Origin of the sequence: Halorubrum trapanicum (assembly GCF_017873555.1) — an archaeon.
GTDB lineage: Archaea > Halobacteriota > Halobacteria > Halobacteriales > Haloferacaceae > Halorubrum > Halorubrum trapanicum.
Map to the genome: position 1 here is coordinate 129,345 of NZ_JAGGKE010000003.1, position 21,563 is coordinate 150,907.

The 21,563-nt window shown below is 69.9% G+C and carries 18 protein-coding genes; 5 read left to right on the forward strand and 13 right to left on the reverse strand.

Annotated features, from left to right (window positions below; genetic code table 11):
• Nucleotides 1–15 precede the first annotated feature (15 nt).
• Nucleotides 16–312, forward strand: coding sequence for a HalOD1 output domain-containing protein (locus J2744_RS04850; protein ID WP_209545250.1), 297 nt, complete (start codon nt 16–18; stop codon nt 310–312).
• 32 nt (nt 313–344) lie between these two features.
• Here J2744_RS04850 and J2744_RS04855 read toward each other — a convergent pair whose 3' ends face one another.
• The 8 genes from J2744_RS04855 to J2744_RS04890 all read right to left on the reverse strand — a co-directional run bounded on the left by J2744_RS04855 (nt 345) and on the right by J2744_RS04890 (nt 10,393).
• Nucleotides 345–1,049 carry a peptidase gene (locus J2744_RS04855; RefSeq protein WP_209545252.1) on the reverse strand — a complete coding sequence of 235 codons (705 nt, stop codon included), beginning with the start codon at nt 1,047–1,049 and terminating at the stop codon, nt 345–347.
• A gap of 76 nt (nt 1,050–1,125) precedes the next feature.
• Nucleotides 1,126–1,776 (reverse strand): nucleotide-binding protein, encoded by a 651-nt coding sequence (locus J2744_RS04860; RefSeq protein ID WP_209545254.1) that lies wholly within the window; start codon nt 1,774–1,776, stop codon nt 1,126–1,128.
• Nucleotides 1,773–2,591, reverse strand: coding sequence for a DUF7857 domain-containing protein (locus J2744_RS04865; RefSeq protein ID WP_209545256.1), 819 nt, complete (start codon nt 2,589–2,591; stop codon nt 1,773–1,775). Before J2744_RS04865 ends, J2744_RS04860 begins: the two co-directional genes overlap by 4 nt.
• A 59-nt stretch (nt 2,592–2,650) precedes the next feature.
• The gene (locus J2744_RS04870; protein ID WP_209545258.1) at nt 2,651–3,544 is read right to left on the reverse strand and encodes a DUF7856 family protein; all 894 of its coding nucleotides are present in this window, start codon (nt 3,542–3,544) and stop codon (nt 2,651–2,653) included.
• Entirely contained in the window at nt 3,541–3,879 is a 339-nt protein-coding gene (locus J2744_RS04875; RefSeq protein WP_209545260.1) for a DUF7855 family protein, read from the reverse strand. Before J2744_RS04875 ends, J2744_RS04870 begins: the two co-directional genes overlap by 4 nt.
• A 106-nt stretch (nt 3,880–3,985) precedes the next feature.
• The gene (locus J2744_RS04880) at nt 3,986–4,279 is read right to left on the reverse strand and encodes a DUF7854 family protein (RefSeq protein ID WP_209545262.1); all 294 of its coding nucleotides are present in this window, start codon (nt 4,277–4,279) and stop codon (nt 3,986–3,988) included.
• Entirely contained in the window at nt 4,280–9,925 is a 5,646-nt protein-coding gene (locus tag J2744_RS04885; protein ID WP_209545264.1) for an LAGLIDADG family homing endonuclease, read from the reverse strand. It lies immediately after the preceding gene.
• Nucleotides 9,926–10,030: 105 nt separating this feature from the next.
• Nucleotides 10,031–10,393, reverse strand: a complete 363-nt coding sequence (locus J2744_RS04890) for a TRAM domain-containing protein (protein WP_209545266.1) — start codon at nt 10,391–10,393, stop codon at nt 10,031–10,033.
• A gap of 206 nt (nt 10,394–10,599) precedes the next feature.
• On the opposite strand from J2744_RS04890, the gene J2744_RS04895 reads away from it, so the two are divergent.
• Both J2744_RS04895 and J2744_RS04900 read left to right on the forward strand, forming a co-directional pair.
• Nucleotides 10,600–12,942 (forward strand): DEAD/DEAH box helicase, encoded by a 2,343-nt coding sequence (locus J2744_RS04895; protein ID WP_209545268.1) that lies wholly within the window; start codon nt 10,600–10,602, stop codon nt 12,940–12,942.
• Nucleotides 12,943–13,288: 346 nt separating this feature from the next.
• Entirely contained in the window at nt 13,289–14,056 is a 768-nt protein-coding gene (locus J2744_RS04900; protein ID WP_209545270.1) for a topoisomerase DNA-binding C4 zinc finger domain-containing protein, read from the forward strand.
• Nucleotides 14,057–14,064: 8 nt separating this feature from the next.
• Here the strand turns inward: J2744_RS04900 and J2744_RS04905 are convergent, their stop codons facing one another.
• The 3 genes from J2744_RS04905 to J2744_RS04915 all read right to left on the reverse strand — a co-directional run bounded on the left by J2744_RS04905 (nt 14,065) and on the right by J2744_RS04915 (nt 18,450).
• A complete protein-coding gene (locus J2744_RS04905; RefSeq protein ID WP_209545273.1) occupies nt 14,065–15,051 on the reverse strand; it encodes a tyrosine--tRNA ligase in 987 nt (328 codons plus the stop codon).
• An 87-nt stretch (nt 15,052–15,138) separates the two neighbouring features.
• Nucleotides 15,139–17,193 carry a DUF460 domain-containing protein gene (locus J2744_RS04910; protein ID WP_209545275.1) on the reverse strand — a complete coding sequence of 685 codons (2,055 nt, stop codon included), beginning with the start codon at nt 17,191–17,193 and terminating at the stop codon, nt 15,139–15,141.
• A gap of 75 nt (nt 17,194–17,268) precedes the next feature.
• On the reverse strand, nt 17,269–18,450 hold the full coding sequence (locus J2744_RS04915; protein ID WP_209545289.1) for a M50 family metallopeptidase: 1,182 nt from the start codon (nt 18,448–18,450) through the stop codon (nt 17,269–17,271).
• Between the two features lie 112 nt (nt 18,451–18,562).
• On the opposite strand from J2744_RS04915, the gene J2744_RS04920 reads away from it, so the two are divergent.
• Nucleotides 18,563–18,943, forward strand: coding sequence for a cupin domain-containing protein (locus tag J2744_RS04920; RefSeq protein WP_209545291.1), 381 nt, complete (start codon nt 18,563–18,565; stop codon nt 18,941–18,943).
• Nucleotides 18,944–18,985: 42 nt separating this feature from the next.
• Here J2744_RS04920 and J2744_RS04925 read toward each other — a convergent pair whose 3' ends face one another.
• Nucleotides 18,986–19,789 carry a M14 family metallopeptidase gene (locus J2744_RS04925; RefSeq protein WP_209545293.1) on the reverse strand — a complete coding sequence of 268 codons (804 nt, stop codon included), beginning with the start codon at nt 19,787–19,789 and terminating at the stop codon, nt 18,986–18,988.
• An 82-nt stretch (nt 19,790–19,871) separates the two neighbouring features.
• Nucleotides 19,872–20,420 carry a DUF309 domain-containing protein gene (locus J2744_RS04930; protein WP_209545295.1) on the reverse strand — a complete coding sequence of 183 codons (549 nt, stop codon included), beginning with the start codon at nt 20,418–20,420 and terminating at the stop codon, nt 19,872–19,874.
• A 136-nt stretch (nt 20,421–20,556) separates the two neighbouring features.
• Between J2744_RS04930 and J2744_RS04935 the strand changes: the two genes are divergently transcribed.
• Nucleotides 20,557–21,438: an EamA family transporter gene (locus tag J2744_RS04935; RefSeq protein WP_209545297.1), complete on the forward strand. Its 882-nt coding sequence runs from the start codon at nt 20,557–20,559 to the stop codon at nt 21,436–21,438.
• Nucleotides 21,439–21,563 lie beyond the last annotated feature (125 nt).

Genomic DNA, 21,563 nt, shown 5'->3' on the forward strand with positions numbered 1-21,563 from the left:
ACTGAGAGGGAGGATATGCGCAGCGTCCCGACCGAACCGAACGATTCCGATTCGGTACCCGAGACGACTCGCGTCCCCCACGGCGGCGACGGACCGAGTCCCAGCCTCGCCGTCGTCGAAGCGATCGCCGACCTCGCCGGCGTCGATCCCGGTGACCTACACGAGGATGGCGCCGTGCTGTACGAGCACGTCGACCCCGACGCGCTCGTCTCCGGCGGGTCCGGCGACGACATCGACGTCTCGCTCACCGTTGCGGGCTACGACGTGCGCGTCGGCCCCGAGTCCGCCGTCGCCCGGCGGTCGCGGAACTGAGGCGCGGACCCGACTCGGACCGTTTCCGCCCGCTACTCCGATTCGGTCGATCGTTCGCGGAGCCGCGCGATCCGGTCGCCGAGCGGCGGTTGGACCTCGAACCACGTCGACCAGTCGCCGGTCTCCGGCTCGATCCCGCGGCGCTCCGCGACGCGCTCGAACGCGTCCGCGACGCGGTCGGCGCCGACGGCGTCCGCGGCGCGGGCGTCCGCCGCGTACTGGACCCGACGGCCGGCCCAGAAGGAGACGAGTCCGACGGCGACGACGGCGGCGAAGCCGGACCCGAACGGGACGAGCGTCGTGACGACCGCTGTCAGCAGCGCCAGCACGCCCCCGACGGCGACGGCGCGGAACTCGGCGTAGTACGTCGTCACCCGACCGGCCTCCGCCGCGAACAGCCCGACTACGACGTTCTCGTCGAGGTCCGTCAGCACGTCCTCGGTGAGGAACAGCACCCGTCGGCGGGGCGGCCCCCGAACGCCCACCTCTGCGGGACCGACGGCCGAGTCGTCGTCGCCGACCGCTCCGCCTCCGCTCGCGCCGTCCCCGTCGACGGATTCGATCGCGATCCGGTCGACGTCGAGTCCGCCGGCCTCCGCCAGCGCCGCGATCTGTTCGCGCTCCGCCTCCGTCGGCTCCCGCAGGTCCCGAAAGCGGTCTGCCGCGTACAGCGGTCCAACCGAGACCGCGAGCGCGGCGACGACGGCGACGCCGACGAGGAGCGCGACGCTGATCATCGCTCTCGACGACGGGGCGGCCGGAGTAAAAAGGCCCGGTGTCGCGGCGTATCTCCCGCTTTGCCCTCATCCCTCCTCACTCCGGGACGCGTCGCGCGAGCGCCCGGACCGCCGCCGCGGCCTCGCTGTCGGGTGCGGCGTCCGCGACCGGTCGCTCCGCAGCGACGGACCGCCCGACGCGCGGATCGGCCGGGACCACCTCGACCGGCGCGCCGAGCGCGTCGCCGATCGGGTCGACCGGCGGCGGCTCGGTCACGCGGTTGACCGCGCACCCGACCAGCCCGGCGTCGAGCTCGCGCGCCAGTTCGCGGGTCCGGATCGCGTCGGCGAGCGCGAACGCCCGCGGCGAGACGACGAGCAGGCAGGCGTCCGCGACCGCCAGCGGCACGCCGGCGTCGGCGCGGCGCCCCGCGGGACAGTCGAGGACGACGGTCCCGAACTCGCGCTCGACCGCGGCGACTGCTCCCTTCAGTCGCGTCAGGTCCGCGGCGCGCGCGCCGGCCAGCGTCCGCCCGCACGGGACGATGTCCACCGGCCCGGGGCGGACCGTCTCCATCGGATCGGCCGTGCCGGCCAGCACGTCGTGGAGGTCCGGGCCGCGGCCGTCCGGGAGGTCCGCCATGCCGAGGTCCGCGTCGACGACGACCCCGTCGAGTTCGGCGGCGACGTTGTACGCCAGCGTCGTCTTCCCGACTCCGCCCTTCCCGCCGGCCACCGCGAGGATCACGCCAGCGCCTCCAGCGCCTCCGTCGGCACCTCGCTCTCCTCGGCGCGCTCCGCTAGCGTCGCTGCGCGGTCGCGGATCGCCTTCAGGCGCTCAGCGTCGGCCGCGACGCGCTCGTCGAGTCCGTCGACCGCGTCGAGACCGCCGGCCTCCTCGACGACCGCCGTCGCCGTCGCGAGGTCGGCGTCGGTCAGCCGCTCCGCCCGATCGATCCGGGTCTCGACGCTCGCGAACCACGCGTCTATCTCGTCGGCCGTCGCCGTCCGTGATGTCGATTCCGCGGTCGCCGCCCGGCCCGAGTCGCTTCCGACCGTCGACTCGACCGCCTCTGCGCCGCCGCCGGCTTCGCCCCCTCTCCGATCGACTGAGTTTCCGTTCCGGGCGGTCTCTCCCGCGCCTCGCCCGGCTTCTCCGCGGTCATCGGGGTCGATCGCTCCCGTGACCGCTCGCCGCGGCGGGCGATGGGCTTCGAGGTCCCGTACCGCCGCCCGCGCGAGGTCGGATCCGGTTTCGTCCGCCGCACGAGTGTCTTTCTCGCCCGGATCGACGGACTCGACGCTCGCGATCTCAACCGGCGGCTCGACCGCGTCCGCGAGCGCCGCGAACCCGAACGTCTCGCGCTCGCCGGGGCCGACAACCGCCGTCACGCCCGCGGCGTCCCACCCGGTCTCAGCGACGCCGCCCCGCCGCGGCGGGAGAACCGGACCCTTCAGCCGACTCTCGATCCGGACCCGTCGCGGGACCGCCCCGTCGTTGCGCACCCGGAATCCGACGAGCGACGCGTCCCCCTCGCGGTCGACGGACCAGTCGAGTTCCATGCGCCGGATCCCGCGGAATCGTATTTAAGCGTCGGGGCGGCCCAAGACGCTGCCCGAGTTCAGCGTTCGTCCGCTCCGTCGGAGCCGCAGGCGCTGCCGGACGCGTTGGACGTTCCTGACGCACCTGACGCAGCGAACGTTCCTCCCATACGAACGTCCCTGGTTCGGAGCAGCGACCGCGCGCTCCGCTCGGACGCGGCGACCGCCCGCGCCGCGTCGCCGCGCAGTTCGACCGGGGCGTCGAGCGCCGCGATCCTGACCGCCGCGAGCGACGCCGTTATCGGGTCCCCGTCGTACGCGTCCGGTCCCTCACCGGCCGCGCTCGGGTCGCCGGCCGGAACGACCGCGAGCGCCCGCCGGAACTCCGGATACATCGACTCGGCGAGCTCGCGACGGGCTTCGCGCCGTCGGTTCCGAAGCCGATCGCGGAGCCGTAGCCGTCGCCGTCGCTCGTCGCGGGCGCGGGTCGCCTCGGCTCGCGCGCGTTCGAGCGCCTGCTCGGCCGCGATCGCTTCGGTCTGTGCGGCCGATAGCTCCGCGGCCGCCGCCTCGAGGTCGTTGAGCGCCTCGTCCGCGTCGGCGTCGACCGCGCGGCGCGCCCGAGCGTCGCCGCGGAGCGCGGCGACCCGCTCTTTCAGCCGCTCGATCTCACCGGTCGTCTCCGCGACCCGTCGCCGCGCCGCGGTCAGGTCGACCGGTTCGACCTCTATCGCCGCGAGTTCGGCTTCGATCTCGTCGATCTCGTCCGCGGTCGCCGCGGTCCGCCCCCGAGAGCGCGCGGCCGCCGCGAGCTGGCGTCGGAGTCCCGCATCGGTGGGTACCCGTCCGAGTACCGCGCTCGGCTTCGGACGGGCTTCGACGGTGGCAGACTCGTTTTTCCCGTCCGATCCGGCGGATTCGTTTTCGCGGTCTTCGCGGTCCGGCTCCGACGGTGTCGGCCCTGCTCCGGTCACAGCTCTCGGCCGCGCATGGCGTCCGGGTCCGGATGCTCCGTCCCCGCGGCGAAGGCGGCGTACGGCGTCGCCTTCGCGGACCGATCCGCGTAGGCCGCGGCGGCCTCCCGCACCGGCTCGTCGACGGCGACGAACTCGTTGAACGGCTCGGTGCGTTCTATCTGGACGTCCCCGCCGTGTGATTCCCGCAGCCGCAGCGCGAGGAACGCGGCGTACACCGTCTCGTCGAGCAGCGCGGCCCGCCCGAACCGGCGGGCGACGACCGATTCGTGGCGGCGACACAGGTTTCGGAGGCCGGTTCGGGCGGCCGCCGAATACGTCACGACCAACAACACGGCCGCCGTTGGTCGATTTTGGAATTTATTCGTTCCGAACCGGAACGTTTCAGCCGGCTTCAGCGACCGCGTTCCGGCCGCGTTCTCTCGATCCAGCGATCAGAAGTTAGAACCGCTCGACCTCGAATGCGGGCCGATCGCCGTCGTCCGGATCGGTGTCGCCGTCACTCACCGCGAGGACGCGCTCGCGTGCGGCCGGCTCGGATGGCGCGACGACCACGGTCCCGTCGACGGGGTCGTCGCCGACGGCCCGGAACACGTCGTCGTCGCCGTCGAACTCGGTGGCGTACGTCCGAAGCACGGCCGCGACGCGCCGCTCGGTGGCCGCGAGGTCGGTCTCGCCGTTCTCGAACTCGCGGAGCGCGTCCTCGACGTTCCGTATCGCGGAAATCCGGTCCATCTACGTCGTCCGCAGGTGGCCCTGCTGGGGTTCGTACACCTCGCCTTTCGTCCGGAGCTTCTCGATCTCCTGTTCGGCCTTCCCCGGGTCCATCCCGATCTCGCCGGCGCGATCGAGCACCTCGTCGACGGGCGCGCCCTCCTGATACTCCTCTTCGATGTCAGCGATGAGGCCCTTGATGTTCTTGATGCGGTCGCGCTGGCTCTTCGAGGTGCCCGTCTCGACTACGTCGGCGTCGAACTGCCCCGTCTCCGGGTCGACGCCGATGTCCTTGAGACACGACTCGACGATGTCCGTCGCGCGGTCGGCGTCCTCGCGCTCGACGGTGTCCGAGAGCCGGACCCGCGCGCTCGCCTCTGAGAGCCGAACCATCGCCTCCAGCTTCCGGGCGGTGACCGGCACCGGCGCGTCCTCGTCGGCGCCCTTCGAGCGGAGGTCGACGTAGAACTCCTCGATGAGTTCCTTCGCCTCCTCCGTCATCGTCGGGTAACAGGAGCGCTTCGCGTGGGCGACGTACTTTCGGAGCAGCTCCGCGTCGATCTCCGGCGCGACCTCCTCGGTCACCTCGGCCACCTGTTCCGACGTGAACTCCGAGCTCGCCAGCTCCTCGCGCTGGGTGTTGAGCTCGCCGGCGTAGTTCGTCTTGATGATGTGTTGCGCCAGCCGGGAGTCGTGTTCCGGGTCGGGGCTGTCCGTCACGGTGAAGATGAGGTCGAACCGCGAGATGAGCGCGGGTTCGAGGTCGATCTGTTCGCCGATCGGCTCGTACTGGTCGAACCGGCCGTACTTGGGGTTCGCGGCGCCGAGCAGCGAACACCGCGCCTTGAGAGTGGCGTTGATCCCGGCCTTCGAGACCGAGATATTCTGTTGTTCGAGCCCCTCGTGCATCGCGGAGCGGTCAGAGGAGTTGTGGACGACCAGCCCGTTCGCGACGAAGTTGTGCGTCTCCTCGACGGTCAGGTCGTACACTTTCGGCTGCCGTCCGTCCTCGATCCGCGCCAGTATCGACCGCAGTTCCGCCTTGACGGCGTCGACCTCTTCCGCGACGGCCTCGCCCAGATCCCCGAGCCGGTCCGTTTCGACGGCGCCGGACAGCCACCGCGACACGGTCGCCTGAGTCACATCGAGCCGAGACGCCACGTCGGATTGACTGATGCCGTACACGTCGACTGCCGCCGACAGCTCCGCCCGCGTCTTGCCGACCGGACCGCGATCCAGAAGCTCGCGAGCGCGCTTTTCGGCCGTCTCCCCCGGTCCCTCGATAACGTCTGCGAGACGCTGTCGGAGCACCTCGCCGCGGTGTTCGGTCGACTCCGGCGGAACGGTTTCGACGGACTCGACGCGGCGCCACTTCACGTCGCCGCGGACGAACTCTCGCAGGTCGTCGAGGTCAGTCTCCGTAACCTCGGTGAGGATCTCCCGGAGTCGATCGGTCACCGTCCGGCGGACCTCGTCGCTGTCGCCCCACTCGCGGGAGATCCGCTGTTGGGACAACGCGGTTCCGCCCGCGAGTTCGGACTGCGAGACGTGGTACCGACTTCGGAGATCCGCGAGCGTCTCCCACGTCGGTTCCTCGTCGAGTCGGCGCCGGTCCTCGGTGGCCGTCTCGAGTCTGTCCTCGAACGCCGCGAGCACCCGCCGAGCGCGGTGGAGCGAGACGTTTGCGGTCCCGCTCTCGAAGTCGTGGTACGTGACCGCGTCGAGTTCGCACTCGCGCTGGTGAAGTCGGAGCGACTCGCGACACCGCGCGAGCACGCTGTCGATCTCGGGGACAACGTCGAGGATCGTGCGGTTGCCGTCGGCCGAATCGACGACGCGGTCGAGCGCCTCGGCCTTCCGCGTGGCCGTGAACCCGACGTACCGCCGTAACGCCGCGAGCGACTCCGCGTCGGTCACCGTGAGGTAGTACACGTCGCGGCCGCCGTCTCGTTCGCGGTGCTGGAGCTGGCTCGACACGCCGAACCCTAAGAGGAGGTTCCGCGTGCCATCCAGCAGATCTCGGCTCGCAGACGCTATCCGAACGTTGCCGGCCGACTCGTCGACGTGCCCCTCGCTGTCGGCGAGCGCGCGGACGAACGCGGCCTTCGCCGCGCGGCTTCCGGTCGAAACGGGGGCCGGGAAGCACTTCTCGTCGTACCGGCCGAGGTTCATCCCCGCGTCGAGGACGGCATCGGCGTGTTCCTTTCCGGTGACGCGGACCGTTTCGGTGCCGTCGTCGCGCTTCTCGCTCGGCGGACGGGTCGGCTCCGCGTCGAACGCCTCGCGCGCCGCGCGCTCGAAGTCGGCGAGTAGCTCCTCATCGGCGTTGGTGAACCGGACACCGTAGACGCCCTCGCCGCGGTCGTAGTAGACGTTTCCGTCCCCGGAGAGGTATCCGAGAACGCTCGCCATCGCCGCATCGATTCCGTCGCCGTCGACGGGGGCAGCGTCCGACCGATCTCCGCCGTTCACGGTCGCCGTTCCGCCGTTCGCGGCCGCCGCGCCGCCGTCAGCCGCCTTCGTCGGGATCTCTCGGGGGACGTACACCCAGTCGCCGTCGTCGAGCGCGGCCGCCTCGCGCTCGACGCGCTCCCCGTCGTCGAGGACGAAGAACGGGTGATCGGCCGTCGCGGTCAGCGATTCCCCGGTCGCCGTCGTCACCCGGGTCAGCGCCGACGGCGCGTCGTACTCGTGGACCGCGGAGACCGGCCGCTCGACGAGGTTCCCGTCCTCGTCCATCGACCAGACGTCGAGGTCGACGTCGCGGACGCGGCGGCCGTTCGAGAGTTCCTCGATTTCGCCGTCCGCGGCGGCCTGTCGCGCGAGCTCGTCGATGCGCTCGACGCGCCCGTCCGCGAGCGAGACCAGCGTGTCGCCGGTGACGCAGTCCATCTTGTCCAGCTCGTCGACCGCGGCTATCCCCTTGTCCGCGAGGACGAGCGCGCCGGCTTCGAGCGACCACTGCTGGCCGTCGCCGAAGTCGTCTCTTACGGCTGCAGCGGTGAGGCCGGCCGCAGAGCTACCTTTACCGGACGTGTAGACGGACCGCGGTGCGATGTTCTCGACGTACGAGATCATCTGGGAGTTATGCGAGACGACGCCGTTTCCGAGATACGTATGCGTGTCTGCGACCTCCAGATCGTAGACCCACTCGTAATCCGGATCGACCGATTCGATCGACTCGATCTGGTCCCAGTGAACGTCGTTCGCACACAGACGATCGAGTTCGGAGACATCTTGGACGACGGATAAGGCCTCATCGAGACGACCCAAAATCACGTCCTTTGCGTCCGCGGTCTGTCCACCGTCGGGAGCGACATCGTTCCGCTCGTAGTAGCTGATCGCGGTTTGAGAGACGTCCATACCCTCCGAGAGCATCTTCTGAGAGATATTCAGTTCCTCCCGCAGTGTCTCGACTGCCTGCCAATCGCCGTCCAGCAGCTCTCCGCGCTTCTCGCGAAGCCAGTCCAACCGAGTTTCGAACGTGTCGACAACGGCTCTCAGACTCGATTTACTCGGGTTTCTGTCGCCACGTTCGTAGTGTTGATACGTCGGACGCGGCAGCCCGATATCGAACTGCGACAGCGCGAGCGCCTCGCGGATCCGCCGGAGGTCGTCACTCAGTCCGGGAATTACGTCCGTGTTTGTGTTCTCTGGAACGTCGTCGAACGCTTTCGAGGCCGTCGCTTTGCGATCGGTGACGAACCCGATCTCGTCGACGTATTTGACGAAATCCCGTCCACTGATGCGCAGTCGATAGCTGTCGTTGTGTCGTCTCCGAAGATGGCTCTGGATCCCGAACGCGAGGAGTAACGTCTGTACTCCGGTCAGCAGTTCTCTGCTCATCGAGGAAACCGTGATCTCGCGTTCTTTGGGTGAGACCGTCCCCTCGCTGTCAACGTACGCCTGTAGGAACGGCTTCTTGTTCTCCGGACTCGCCCGTTTGAGACAATCGGGGACGAGTTGATCCTCCGAGTTTTTGAGGATCGCCGGTTCGAGTTCTCTGAGGAACCGGACGAACTCCAACGAGGAACAGCGGACGATTTCGGCAGTCTCGTGATCCCATTTCTCTAGGCGGGACCACCGAACGCCCAACTCGCGGAAGCAGTTTTCCACGTCTGTCAGTATCTCTTCGTCGACGTTCGTAACCTCGGTAGCGGCACTCGATCCCGAGAGATAGGTATGACCCTCGGCGATGATATAACCGAGGAGTCGTGCCAGAGCGGGATCGATTCGAGTGGGCGGCGTGAACGAATTCGCGTTGTAGGCTTCGACCCGCTGGAACGAAACGTCAAGCGAATCATCCCAATCCGCATCGATGTTTCCGGGGACAGCAATGAGATCACCTTCCGTCAACTGGTCAGCCCGCCGGGGAGACAACCCTCTGTTCAACTGCTTGAACAGCGGGTGCGACGGTGTTACCTCCACCTCGCGCCCCGATGCCATCGAAATTCGGTACATCCTATTCGGCGCTTCTCGTTTCCAGACTTTTGTCGCGGTCCCAGTCTCGACGCCTCCCGATTCCGTTACTGTTTGAACACCGATATTCACCGGCTCGTATACCCCGTCGTCGACCTCTATCGGATCTTCGAGGCTTGACTCAACTATCTCTCCGATGGCCCGTTCTGTCCCGTCGGCAAGTGTTATCCTAGTATCGAATTTTTGACACTTTCCCGTACCCGGATCCCCGATCAGGAGCATGTGGAGGTCGCCGCGGATCCGCGAGCCGTCGGGGAGGTGTTTGGTGACGCCGGAGAACAGCTGGAGGATCATCGCGAGCTTCTCCTCCTCGTAGCCGTAGATGGCGGGCGCGATGGAGCCGACCATCGCCTCGTAGATGTCGTCGCGCTCGGAGAGCTCGATGATGTCGCGTTTGTCCGCCTCGGTGATGTCCATGTCCTCGAACTCCTCGTCCTCGATGGAGATGGAGACGCCGTCCATGTACAGGTCGAAGATGGCGGACTTCTCGTTGCCCTGCTCGACCTGCTCGATGTGGAGGACGCCGACGCAGGTGACGTGGTCGCCGGGACTCACCTCGCCGGTGATGTCGTCGACGATGTCGACGTCGAGCGACTGGGGGGTCTCGCCGCCGCGCAGCCCCTCTGGCGACTCCTGGATGCGGAGCTTCTGGGAGTCGACGAACTCGGACTGGTCGAAGTTGACGCGGAACGGACCCTGTCGCTCGCAGCCCTGACACTCGTGGGGTTCCTGGAAGCCGCCGTCGGACTGCGGGATGTACGTCATCGTGCCGCAGCGCTGGCACTCGAAGGCGGCCTCGGTCACCTTCGGGCGCACGTCGGTCGCCTTCCGGACGATGCCCTGAATAGAAACGAGCTTGCCGATGTGGTCGTCGTGGACGCGGATCCCGCGGATGTCGACGCTCTCGGGGAGATCTTCGATCCGGACGTGCGCGCGACCGAGACTGACGTCGGCGGGGAGGTCGTAGAGCCGCAGCGCCTCCTCGGCGTACTCGCGCATCTGCTCGGGCTTGTTCAGGAAGTCCTCGGCGAGGTCGCGGTCGAACTGGAAGAGGTCGTCGTAGGAGACGTACAGCGAGCGCTGCTCGTTGGGGTACCGCTGCGCGAGCTGTCCGATCTCCTCGCGGTAGTAGTTGCGATAGAACTGAATGAACCGCTCCGTGAGGTCCTGGGTTCCGGCCTGTGCCATTGCGACGCCACTTCGTCGCCATCACGTATGAACCTCCGGTTCGGGGCGGACGTGGTCCGTTGGGCGAGGGGGTAGTCGAGTAGGGCGGGCGGGTCGGTCGCTCGGCTATGCGCGTCCGACGAACGTCGCGTCCGCGGAGGTGCGCCCCTCGTTAAACGAGAGCACCTTCGCGCGGATCACGTCGCCGGGTTCGAGTCCGCCGGGGATGTCCTCGGTGAAGACGACGAACCCCTCGACCTTCCCGACGGCGACCTCCGAGCCGGAGTGGTGGTCGGTCAGCTCCGTCACGCCGAACTCGTAGGTCTCCCCGATCTCGACGGGCGCGTCGCGCTCCTGAGCCGCCTCGTGGGCGCGTTTCGACTCGCGCGCCTCGGCGGACGGAGCGCGGAGGCGGCGGACGAGCACGAACAGCGCGAGCAGCGCGACCGCGACGGCGAGACCGATCACGACCGGCGACGAGGGGATCATACCCGTGCGGTCGGCCGCGGTCACCTAAACGATGTGGGTCCGCGGCGGCGACGCTCCGACCGCCGGCCGGGACCGCGAACGCGACCTCGGGACCGACTCGATCCGTCGCGCCCGTATGAGAAACGCCTTTGCCCTCGAAGCCCCCCTCTCGATCCGATGCGACACAGCCGCGGTTCCCGACGACTCGCGCACGGGTGTGGTGTGCCGTGAAGGTCGCGGACGCGGTGCCGGAGTTCGCCGACGCCTTCGGGTTCGACGAGTTCAACCGGATGCAACGGGAGGCGCTCCCGGGCATTCTGGAGACCGACCACAACGTGGTCGCGTCGGCGCCGACGGCCTCCGGGAAGACGGCGCTCGCCGAACTCGCCATCTGTAAGACGCTCGCGGCGGGCGGCACCGCCCTCTTTATCGCCCCGCTGCGCGCGCTCACGAACGAGAAGGAGAGTGAGTGGGAGCGCTTCGAGGAGCTGGGCTACTCCGTGTACGTCGTCTCCGGCGAGCGCGACCTGAACCCGCGCCGCGCCGAGCGCGCCGACGTGCTGGTGACGACCCCCGAGAAGGCCGACAGCGCGACCCGGAAGCACGACTCCGCGCGCTACTCGTTCATCACCGACGTGGACTGCGTCGTCATCGACGAGGTCCACCTGCTCGACTCCGAGAAGCGCGGTGCCGTACTCGAAGTTACCGTCTCGCGGCTCCGCCGGCTCCAGGACCCCCGTGTGGTCGCGCTCTCGGCGACGATGCCGAACATCGACGACGTCGCGGAGTGGCTGGACGCGCCCGCGGAGACGACCTACGCCTTCGGCGACGAGTACCGCCCGGTCGACCTCGAGACCGGCGTGAAGACGTACTCGCACGGGTCGAACGCGTTCGCCGACAAGTACCGCCGGCTCTACCGCGCGCTCGACCTGGCCGAGCCGCACGTCCGCGAGGACGGGCAGGCGCTCGTGTTCGTCTCCTCGCGACAGGACACGGTCCAGGCGGCCAAGAAGGCGCGCGACGAGATCACCGAGCGCGACATCCCGATCGACTCGCGGGACGACTACGACTTCCACAACGAGGCGAAGGAGCTGACCAACGACACGCTCCGCCAGTCGGTCACCGACGGCGTCGGCTTCCACCACGCCGGACTGGGGAAAGACGACCGCGACCGCGTCGAGGAGTGGTTCAAGCAGGGGAAGATCAAGTTCCTCTTCTCGACGTCGACGCTCGCGTGGGGGGTGAACCTCCCCGCGCGCTGCGTCGTCATCCGCGACACGAAGTACCACGACCCGCTTGAGGGGGAGACCGACATCTCGCCGCTGGACGTGCTCCAGATGCTCGGGCGCGCCGGCCGCCCGGAGTACGACGACGTGGGGTACGGCTGGGTGGTCTGCGACCGCGCCGACGCCGACAAGTACCGGAAGCTGCTGCGCGACGGCAAGGAGATCGAGTCGCGGCTCGCGGCCGACCTCGAATCCCATCTCAACGCCGAGATCGCGATGGGGACGATCCGGGGGTTAGAGGACGTGATGGCGTGGTTGGAGACCACCTTCTACTACGTCCGGGCGCGGTCGGAGCCGGACGCGTACGACTTCCCGACGCTCCGCGACCGCGTGCGCGACACGCTCGAATCGCTCGTCGACGACGGGTTCGTCGCGGCCGACGACGACCTCGCGATCGAGCCGACCGGGCTGGGCCGGCTCGCCTCGAAGTACTACCTCCGACTCGACACCGCCCGCCGCTTCCGGCGCCTCGCCGACCGCGAGACCCTGACGGTCGACTCCGTGCTGGAGACGGTCGCGTCGGCCGGCGAGTTCGACTCCGTCTCGGCGCGCTCGGCCGAGTCGGACGCGATCGACCGCATCCTCGACGGCCGCGACACCGACCTGGAGGACGGCCACCGGAAGGTGTTCGCCATCCTGCTCGCCGGGATGGCCGACTCGATCCCCTCGGACCTCCGCTCCGACGCGTGGGTGATCCGGCAGAACGCGCTCCGCCTGCTCGCCGCGCTCGCGGAGTTCCTCGACCGCTTCGCCGGTCCCCGCGCCGCCAATCTCGCGCGCCGCGTGGAGGCCCGCGTCGAACACGGCGTCTCCCGCGAGGCCGTCGCGCTCACCGCCATCGAGGGCGTCGGCTCCGGCCGCGCCGAGCGCCTCGCGGACGCCGGTCTCACCTCGCCCGCCGACGTGGTCGACGCCGGCGCGAGCGAACTCGAACACGCCGGCATGAGCGACTCCGTCGCGGAGCGGATCGTCGACGCCGCGCGCGACTGCCCCCGGATCGACGTCGACTGGGGCGACTTCCCCGAGGCCATCGCGGTCGGGGAAAACGAGATGTGCGAGGTCGCCGTGACCGCCGTCTCGGGGAGCGCTCGCGCCGGGATCCGCGTCACCGTCAACGACGTGGAGATGACCGCGACGACGACGTACCTCGACGGCGAGGCGACGGTCCCGGTCGGCGTGTTCGGCACGCCCGACGCCGACGAACTGGAGTTCGTCGTCGAGGTCGTCTTCCCGGACCTCCCGCTGCTGCCTGTCACGGCGACGCGGACGGTTCGGGTGGCGTAGGGACACCTGCGGGGCTGTGGCGCGTGCCGGTGAGCGCCCGAAGGGCGCGAGTCGCACGCGCGAGGGAGTCGCTGGCGCCGGCGGCGCCCGCGACGAGGCTGGGGAGGCGTGAGGTGCGGTCGCTGTGCGGTGCGGGCGGGACTCAAAGGGGCAGTCGCGAGTCCTCGCGCTGGGGCTTTGGAAGTGTTCTCTGTCGTTCCGCGAGCGTTCGATTATAACCGGGCGTCCGGGGGGTTCGCGAAATCTGCCACCTCGTCGCATCAGCAGTATTCGTCGCCACCCGCTCTACATCCCCAATAAACTCCATCAACGACCGCTTTTCACCCATCCCGCGGCCACCCGCCCCATGCCGCAACGACTCCGTGTGCTCGCAGGCGACTGTCAGGTGACCGACCGCGGCGACCGCACCCGCACGCACCGCGGGCGCGTCGTCGTCCTGATCAAACCGGACGACACGACGCTCGTCCACGACGCCGACGGCTACCAGCCGGTCGCGTGGCTCACCCGGCCCGAGAGCGTGGTCGTCGAGGGCGACGGCGACGGGTTCACCGTCACCGCCCGCGACGGCTCCCGGCGGCTCCGGGTGGTCGCCGAGGAAGCGACCGCGTGCCGGGCGCTCCCCGTCACCGAGGCGGGCGTCCCGGTCGGCGCCTGCCCCGACGACGGCGGGCCGCTCGTGCGCTCGCGCGGCGACGTGGTCTGTCTCGACTGCGAGACCCGCTGGGGGCTGCCGGCGGGCGCGAGCGTGACGGACGCGACCTGCGACGACTGCGGCCTGCCGAAGATCCGCGTCGAGCGCGGGGAGCCGTTCCACCTCTGTCTCGACCCCGCCTGCGACCCGATGGAGGACGCCGTCAGCGACCGGTTCGACCGAGCGTGGGACTGTCCCGACTGCGAGGGCGACCTCCGCGTCCGCTCCGCCCCCGGCCGCGTCTACCTCGGCTGCGAGAACTACCCCGACTGCGAGACCACCTTCTCGTTTCCCGCCGGCGTCGTTGTCGACGAGTGCGACTGCGGGCTGCCCGTCTTCGAGACGGCGGCCGGACTCGGCTGTCTGGACGGGACCTGCGCGGTCGGCGGCCATACGGCGAGTAAAAAGGCGAAGTCTGAGTAGCGGCCGGCCTACTCCGCGAGCTGCTGGCGGCCCGGCGCGATGAGGCGGTCGAGGTACTCCGCGAGCGCGCCCTTCGCGTCCGCGGGGTGGAGTTCGCCCGACTCTAGGTCGGCCTCCAGGTCGTCGTAGGCGTCGTACTCCAGGTTCCCGCCGTACTCCTCGGGGCGCTCGACGGTCACCGCGTCGAACCGCGGGAACACGTGGTACTCGAACACCTGGAGGACGGGGTTGTCGCGCTCGGCGCCGTCGTCGGTCGGCTCGGGGTCGGCCGTCGGCGGGCAGTAGGCGTCGTTCACCTTCGACTCGATATCCTCGCGGGAGTCCTCCATCGAGATGGTGACGCCCTCGCTGGAGGACATCTTCCCGCGGCCGGTGCCGAGGTCCGCGATGAGCGGCGTGTGGAGGCTCGTCGGCGGCTCGCGGTCGATGCTCGGGAGCACGTCGCGCGCGAGCATGTGGACCTTCCGCTGTTCCATCCCGCCGACCGCGATGTCGACGCCGAGGTACGGGATGTCGAGCGCCTGCATCAGCGGGTAGACGGCCTGGGACACCTTCACGGAGTCGCCGGAGGTGATCTCGGCCATCGCGCGCTCGGCCCGAGCGAGGGTGGTCTCAAGCTCCAAGGCGTGGAGGTCGAGGGTGTAGTCGTCGTCGAGCTGGAAGTCGGAGCCGAGGACGAACTGCGTGTTCGACTCGTCGAGCCCGTAGGCGATGAACTGGTCGCGCATCCGCTCTGCGGTGTGGCGGATCTCCTCGAACGACCCCTTGTCGTTGAGGTATGCGTGTACGTCGGCCAACAGCACGGTCACCTCGAACCCGGCCTCCTGGAGGTCGATGAGCTTGTTCGCGGTGAGCATGTGACCGATGTGGAGCACGCCCGAGGGCTCGTAGCCGACGTACGCCCGCTTGCCCTCGGGGTCGTCGGCCAGCGCCTCGATCTCCTCTTCGGTGACCACCTCGGCCGCGTTCCGGGTGATCAGCTCGTGAGCGTCCATACGTCCGACTGTGCGTTCCCGGACATATGACTTCTGGATGCGTGTCGACGGATCGCGCGGAGCGCCGCCAGTGCGGCCGTCGGCCGCTCACTCCTCGGTCTCCGGGAGCGTCCGCCCCGCGCGGTGTTCGGAGATGATCCGGTCGATCCGCTCGGCCTTCTCGTCGCGGCGGCGCTCCTCGGCGCGCTCCTCCCAGTCGTCGACGGCGGCGGCCAGGTCCTCCTCGCTCGCGACCGCCAGCTCGTCCACCTCGCGGACCGGCACCGCGTCGGCGGGCACCACCGGAACCGCGCGCTCGAACAGCACCTCGTCGGCCACGTCCGAGATCCGCCCGTCGCCGCGGATCACCGCCCGCGGCTCCGTCTCGGCGAGCCGCTCCGCGGTCCGGCGGCCCGCCCCGGACGCGTCGCGGAGGTACACCACGTCGCCGGCGACCAGCCCGTACGCCTCGTCGGCGGCGTCGAGCGCGTCGAGCGTGAACTGCTCGACCACCTTCACGCTCACCAGCCCCTGCCCCTGCGCCACGTCGCCGAAGTTCGAGTGGTCGAGCCGCCACAGCTCCTTTAACGTCTCCACCTTCCGTTCGAGGTCGGCGACGCGCTCCTGTGCCTCGTCGCGCTCGCGCTCCAGCCGGTCCGTCTCGCGTTCGAGCCGCGAGACCGCCCGCCGGGTGCGCGCCTCGATGCGCTCCTCGCGTTTCGCGTCCTCCAGCTCCGACTCCAGCTCCGCGATCCGCTCGTCGCGCTCGTCGAGGTCGTCCTCCAGCGACTCGGCGTGCGACTCCAGCCGGTCGACGCGCTCGCGGAGCCGCCGGATCGTCTCCTCCTCCTCGGTGCGCTCCGGCTCCGTTGGGTCGGTCTCTTCGTCGTCCTCTCCGTCGCCGTTTCCGCCGCCGCCGTCGTCCTCGCTCAGCTCCTCGATGACGGACTCCACCGACGAGCCGCCCGCGACGACCCCGGCGACCACCGCCCCGCGGTCGAGTCTGGGCGGCGTCTTCGCCGCGATCCGCTCGAACTGGTCTGCGTGGTCGTCGAAGGCGTACAGCGCGGCCGCCAGCGCGTCGCGCTCGTGGTCGTTCGCGTAGCTCGCCTCGCGGGTGCGGTGGAGCTTCTCGTCGACCGGGAGGTCGGTCGTGGGCTGCCACCCCGCGGCGTCGAACGAGCGCCGGAACTTCTCGACGGTCTCCGGCATCGGCTCCACGTCGGCGGCGACGATGATCGGCTGGCCCTGCTCGACGATCCACTCGGTCACCTCGGCGGTGTCGCCGGTCCGCGAGGAGTATAACGCGTGGACGGTGCCGTCGAGTCCGACGACCGCGGCCGCGGTGGTGGTGCCGGGGTCGATCCCGACGATGACGCGGTCGCGCCGCTTCACCAGGGGCTCGTACTCGATGCCGTCGCGGCGCTCGCGCTCGACCTCGACGCGCACGTCGCCCGCCCGCGAGTTCGAGACGGGGATGTCCTCCGGACGGGCCTCCACCGTGAACGTCGCGTTCGCGTAGCCGCCGTACTTCTCGGTCACGTCGCGCTCGAAGTCGAGGTTCGTCTCCTTCAGCTTCGACTGGACCTGTCGCGTCCGCTTCCGGACGTTGCCGTGGATTCGGCGGGTGTAGCGGTCCTGGCTCCACCCGCCCTTTCCGGTCGAGCGACCGCGGGACACCTTCACGGTCGTCTCGTCGGTGAACGCGGTCACCTCGTGGCCGACGTTGGCCGCGGCGAGCCGCGCGGCCGCCTCCGCCTCCTTCATCGGCTCCTTCCCGTAGGGGATCCCGTGTCGGGAGGCGACCCGGGAGAGGGGTTCCGGGCGCTCCGCGCCGGTCACCTGGACGAGCCGAGTCCCGTCCGGTAGCGACCGGAGGAACCCCACCAGCTCACCCTTGTCCGCCGCCAGCTCGTAGGCGTTATCGGTGGCGACGTAGAGGGGTTCGCGGTCGTCGATCAGGCGGCAGAGCTTCCGGAAGGAGACCACGTCGCGGGTGACTCGCGCCATCGGCCCGTCGGCGTCCGGGGCGTCCGGGTCGTCCTCGTCGACCGGGTCGAGGACAACGAGGGCGTAGGAGGGGCTGTCGCCGCGGACGTCGCCGCTGTGGACGTCGACGCCGAACACCGGCCGGTCGCGGGCGCGGATGGTCCGGGTTGTCACGGACCGAGGTAGGTCGTTGCCGCGTATATACCCCACGCCGGGGGAGGGCGCGGCGAGTATCGAGCGCGCGGCGCCTCAGAAGACTCCCGGTTCGTCCTCGATCGACCCGCGGCCGCCGATGACCCGCGGCGTCCCGCCGGTCTGGATGATGTTGAACGCGGTCATCAGGTCCGACCGCGAGATGAGACCGACGAGTTCGCCGTCGGCGTCGACGACGGGAAGCCGCCCCACGCCGTGTTCCTGCATCGTCTGGAGCGCGGTCAGGGCGTCGGCGCTCGGGTCGGCCGCGACGAGGTCGGTCGCCATCACGTCGTCGACGCGGTAGGCGTCGCGCTCGACCTCGCGGACCGACCGGGCGTCCTCCAGGGTGACCATCCCGACGAGTGCGTCGCCGTCGAGGACGGGGTAGCCCGTGTGGCGCTCCTCGAACATCCGATTCATCAGGTCGGCGACCGAGGTGTCCTCCGTCACCGTGTGGAGGTCCTCGCGGCGCGTCATCACGTCGGCGACGGTGACGTCCTCGAAGGCGGCCTTCAGCGTCGTCTGCTGGGCCTCGCCCGAGGCGGCGATGTAGACGAAGAAGGCGAGCACGATGAGCAGCAGCTGGAAGGAGAACAGGCCGATGATTCCCATCAGGAACGCGAACACCTTCCCCACGGCGGCGGCCCGCTGGGTCGCCTGCGCGTGCGGCTGGTTCCGCGCGAGCAGCGCCCGGAGGACCCGCCCGCCGTCCATCGGGAACGCGGGGAGCATGTTGAACACGGCGAGGACGACGTTCAACAGCGCGAGGTAGCCGAACACGAAGAGGACCGCGTCGGCGCCGCCGGGCGCGACGAGCACGACCCCGTAGCAGGCGACCCCGACCACGACGCTGACCAGCGGGCCGGCGATCGCGATCCAGAATTCGTGTTTCCAGTCCTCGGGGAACTCGGCGAAGCTGGCGAGCCCGCCGAGCAGCCACAGCGTGATCGACTCGATCTCGTAGCCGTAGCGCATGGCGACCAGCGAGTGGCCGAACTCGTGGAGCAGCACCCCGACGAACAGCCCGACCGCGGCCGACAGCCCGAGGATCCACGGGGTGTTGCCGGCCGCGACCGCGGCGGTGTCGATCCCGAGTCCGGCGGCCTCGTTCATCACCTCGGCGATGGTGTCGACCTCGCCGCCGATGAGGTACGCGAACAGCGGTAAGACGAGCAGAAACGTCCAATTGAGCCTGATCGGAATCCCGAACGCGGTCCCGATCTTGATTCCACGCATGCCACCGGGTTCGGTCGGTGACCGGTTAAGTCACGGGGTCCGCTCGGTGATCGATTGAGTCACGGGGGCCACTCAGTGAGCCGTTAAATACCCGCCCCGCGTCACGGACGCCATGAGCGACGCAGGCGATCCCGACTCGGTCGTGAAGCGCGGCGACGAGGTCTCGTACGAACCCGTCGAGGCCGCCGAGGGCCTCTCGAAGGGCGTCCTCCTCGACGAGTCCGACGGCGCCCCGAACTTCGCGATGCGCCGGTTCGAACTCGCGCCGGGCGCCGCAGTCCCCCGGCACACCAACGCGGTCGAACACGAGCAGTACGTCCTCGCCGGCAACTACGTCGTCGGAATCGGTGAGGAGGAACACGCCGTTTCGCCCGGCGACGCCCTGTTGGTCCCCGCCGGCGTCGAACACTGGTACCGAAACGAGGGTGACGAGCCCGGCGCGTTCATCTGCGCGGTGCCGAACGGCGACGACCGTATCGAACTCGTCGAGTAGGCGGCGGGCGGTCGCCCGCGCGCCGCGGCCAGGAGGGGCCGACTACTCCAGCGTGCCGACGCGGTCGGCGACGTAGCCGAACTGGTCGCGGTAGCCGTTCGGCGACAGCAGCACGGGGTAGAACGGCTCGTCCGCGAGCAGGGGTTCGCCGTCGGCGGCCGCGAACCGCTCGCCGGACTCGACGCGCTCGAAGTTGCGCGCGAACACCTCGTAGGTGTCGGCGGCGGGCTTCGGGATCCGCTCGCGGAGCCGGAACACCGCAACGTCCTCGCGGCCGCCGGCGTCGAGGACGTCGTCGGCGCCGGGCGCGGAGATGGCGCCGGTCGCGGCGAGGAACGCGCGGGCCAGCCAGTAGGCGTTGTCCGCGGCGGTCTCGGAGCCTTGGAGGCCGGCCTCCACTTCGAGGGTGTGGGGATGTTCGATGAGCCGTCCCTCGGTGAACGCGTCGGTCTGGATCACGGCGTCGACCGGGAGGTGCGGCGCGACCGCGCGGGTCACCTCGTCCATCGAGTCGATGACGGCGAACGGCTCGGCGTACGACTGCGTCGAGTGGATCGCGAGGGTCGTACACCCGGCCAGCGCGTCGAGCAGCTCGACCGCGAGCCGCACCTCGTGGGCCTCTCCGTCGGGATTCCCCGGGAACACACGGTTGAGGTCGGCGTCGAGGTACCGCTCCCCGGCGTCGAGCGCCGCCTCGTTGGCGACGATCAGCCGCACCGGCCGCTCGGGGTCGAGGTCGGCGTCGAGCAGGCGCTCGACGGCGCGGGCGCCGCAGGGCTCGTCGCCGTGGATCGCGCCGACGACGGCGACCTCCGGCTCCCCGTCGCCCAGATCGTGGACTTCCATACGAGGTACAGGTGCGCGGCGGATAAGTGGCGTTCGGTCGGCGGCGGTCGCCGTTCCGTCCTGCCCGCGCCGACTCGTCACCTCAGTGCCCCTCGTCGACCCGCTCCGCGTACTCGTAGTCGGCGGGGTACGCCGGAGGACGCGCGTCGTCGAGGGCGATCCGCCAGTCGTCGACCGCGGTCGGGTCGTCGAGCGCGGCCCGGAGCGTCTCCCGCACGTCGTCGACGTCGACGCCGTAGAAGTCGCTCGGGACGCCGTCGAGGTACTGGAGCGCGGTCTCGAACAGCGACCGCATCCCGGCGTCGTTCTCGAAGTCGACGCGCTTGTACGCGCCGGCCGCGACCTGGACCATCCCGTGGAGGAAGGCGCTCTCGGCCGTGCCGCTCCCGTAGTTGTACCACTCGCTTTCGAAGCAGTCGTGGCTCTCGTGGTAGGCGCCGTCGTTGAACAGCCGCACCCCGTGTTCGGTCGCGCGCCGCAGCGTCGCGTGTTCCCAGTAACCGCCGATCACGCGTGTGTCGGGCCTCGCAGACGACTCGTCCGTCGCCGCGGCGGGACCGTCGCCCGCGTGCCACCCGGTCGGGTTCCCGAGCGGCGGGGCGACGCCCGGGTCGCGGGTGTGGTCGTCCATGTGCGCGCCGTTCGCGCGGGAGCGACCTAACCGTTTCGCGGTGAGGGGGACAAAACCGGTTCGCGGCGCGGGAGACGGCGCCGGTTCGCGGACGGATCGAACCCTTCTTTCCTCCGGTCGCGCTCACGTCAACCGAATGGACGCCGGACTCCTCTTCGCGCTCGCCGCCGCCGTCGTCTGGGGCGTGTACCTCTTCGCCCTGAAGCGGGCCTTCTCCGGCTACCCGCCCGCCGCGCTGACGGTGGCGATCAACGTCGCTGCGGTCGGCTGGTTCCTCGCGGGGACCGGACTCACGGTCGGATTCGGCGACGCCGCGGCCGGATTGACCGGACTCGTCGCCCCCCGACGGTTCGCCGTCGTCGCCGTCACGAGCCTCGGGACGGCGGCGGCCTTCGTCCTCTTCTTGCGCGCCATCGAGGACGGAGCGGTGTCGTACGTCGCGCCGATCAACAAGATCGTCCCGATGTTCGTCCTCCCGCTGGAGGTCGGGCTGCTCGGACAGGTGTTAGCGCCGATCCAGGTCGCCGGTGTCGTCGTCACCACGCTCGCGGTGTACGTCGCGAACTACGAGCCGGGGGACTTCTTCGCGCCGCTCGCGCGGGCCGCCCGCTCGCGACCCGCGCAGCTGGCGCTCGCGAGCGCGGCCTGCTACGCGGTCGCCGACGTGGGCAAGCGTGTCGCGCTTCAGGAGCTCGCGATCCCCGGGACGCTGTGGGTCCCGCTGCTGCTCGTCGGCGTCGCGGTCGTACTGCTCCCCGCGGCGGTCCGAAGCCCGATCGACGCGACCCGGCGGGACGTCCCGAAGTTCCTCGCGGTCGGCGCGCTCGTCGCGCTGGGCGAGCACCTGACGACGGTCGCGTTCGCGGCGCTGCCCGCGAGCGTCGCCTCTCCCGTGATCAACACGCAGGCGATCGTCGCGGTCGTCCTCGGGGGCGTGCTGCTCGGCGAGCGCCACTTCCGGATCCGGCTCGCCGCGGCCGTCCTCGCGGTCGTCGGCGTCGCGATGATCGCGGGATAGGGGGGGCACGCGGGGTGGTGAGGCGCGGGATGAGGAGACGCGGCTGAGTCCCATCGAGCGCGGCGAGGCGGTCGTCGTCGCGGAACCGACGACATGAACCGAGAGCGACGAGCCCGTTCCGCGAA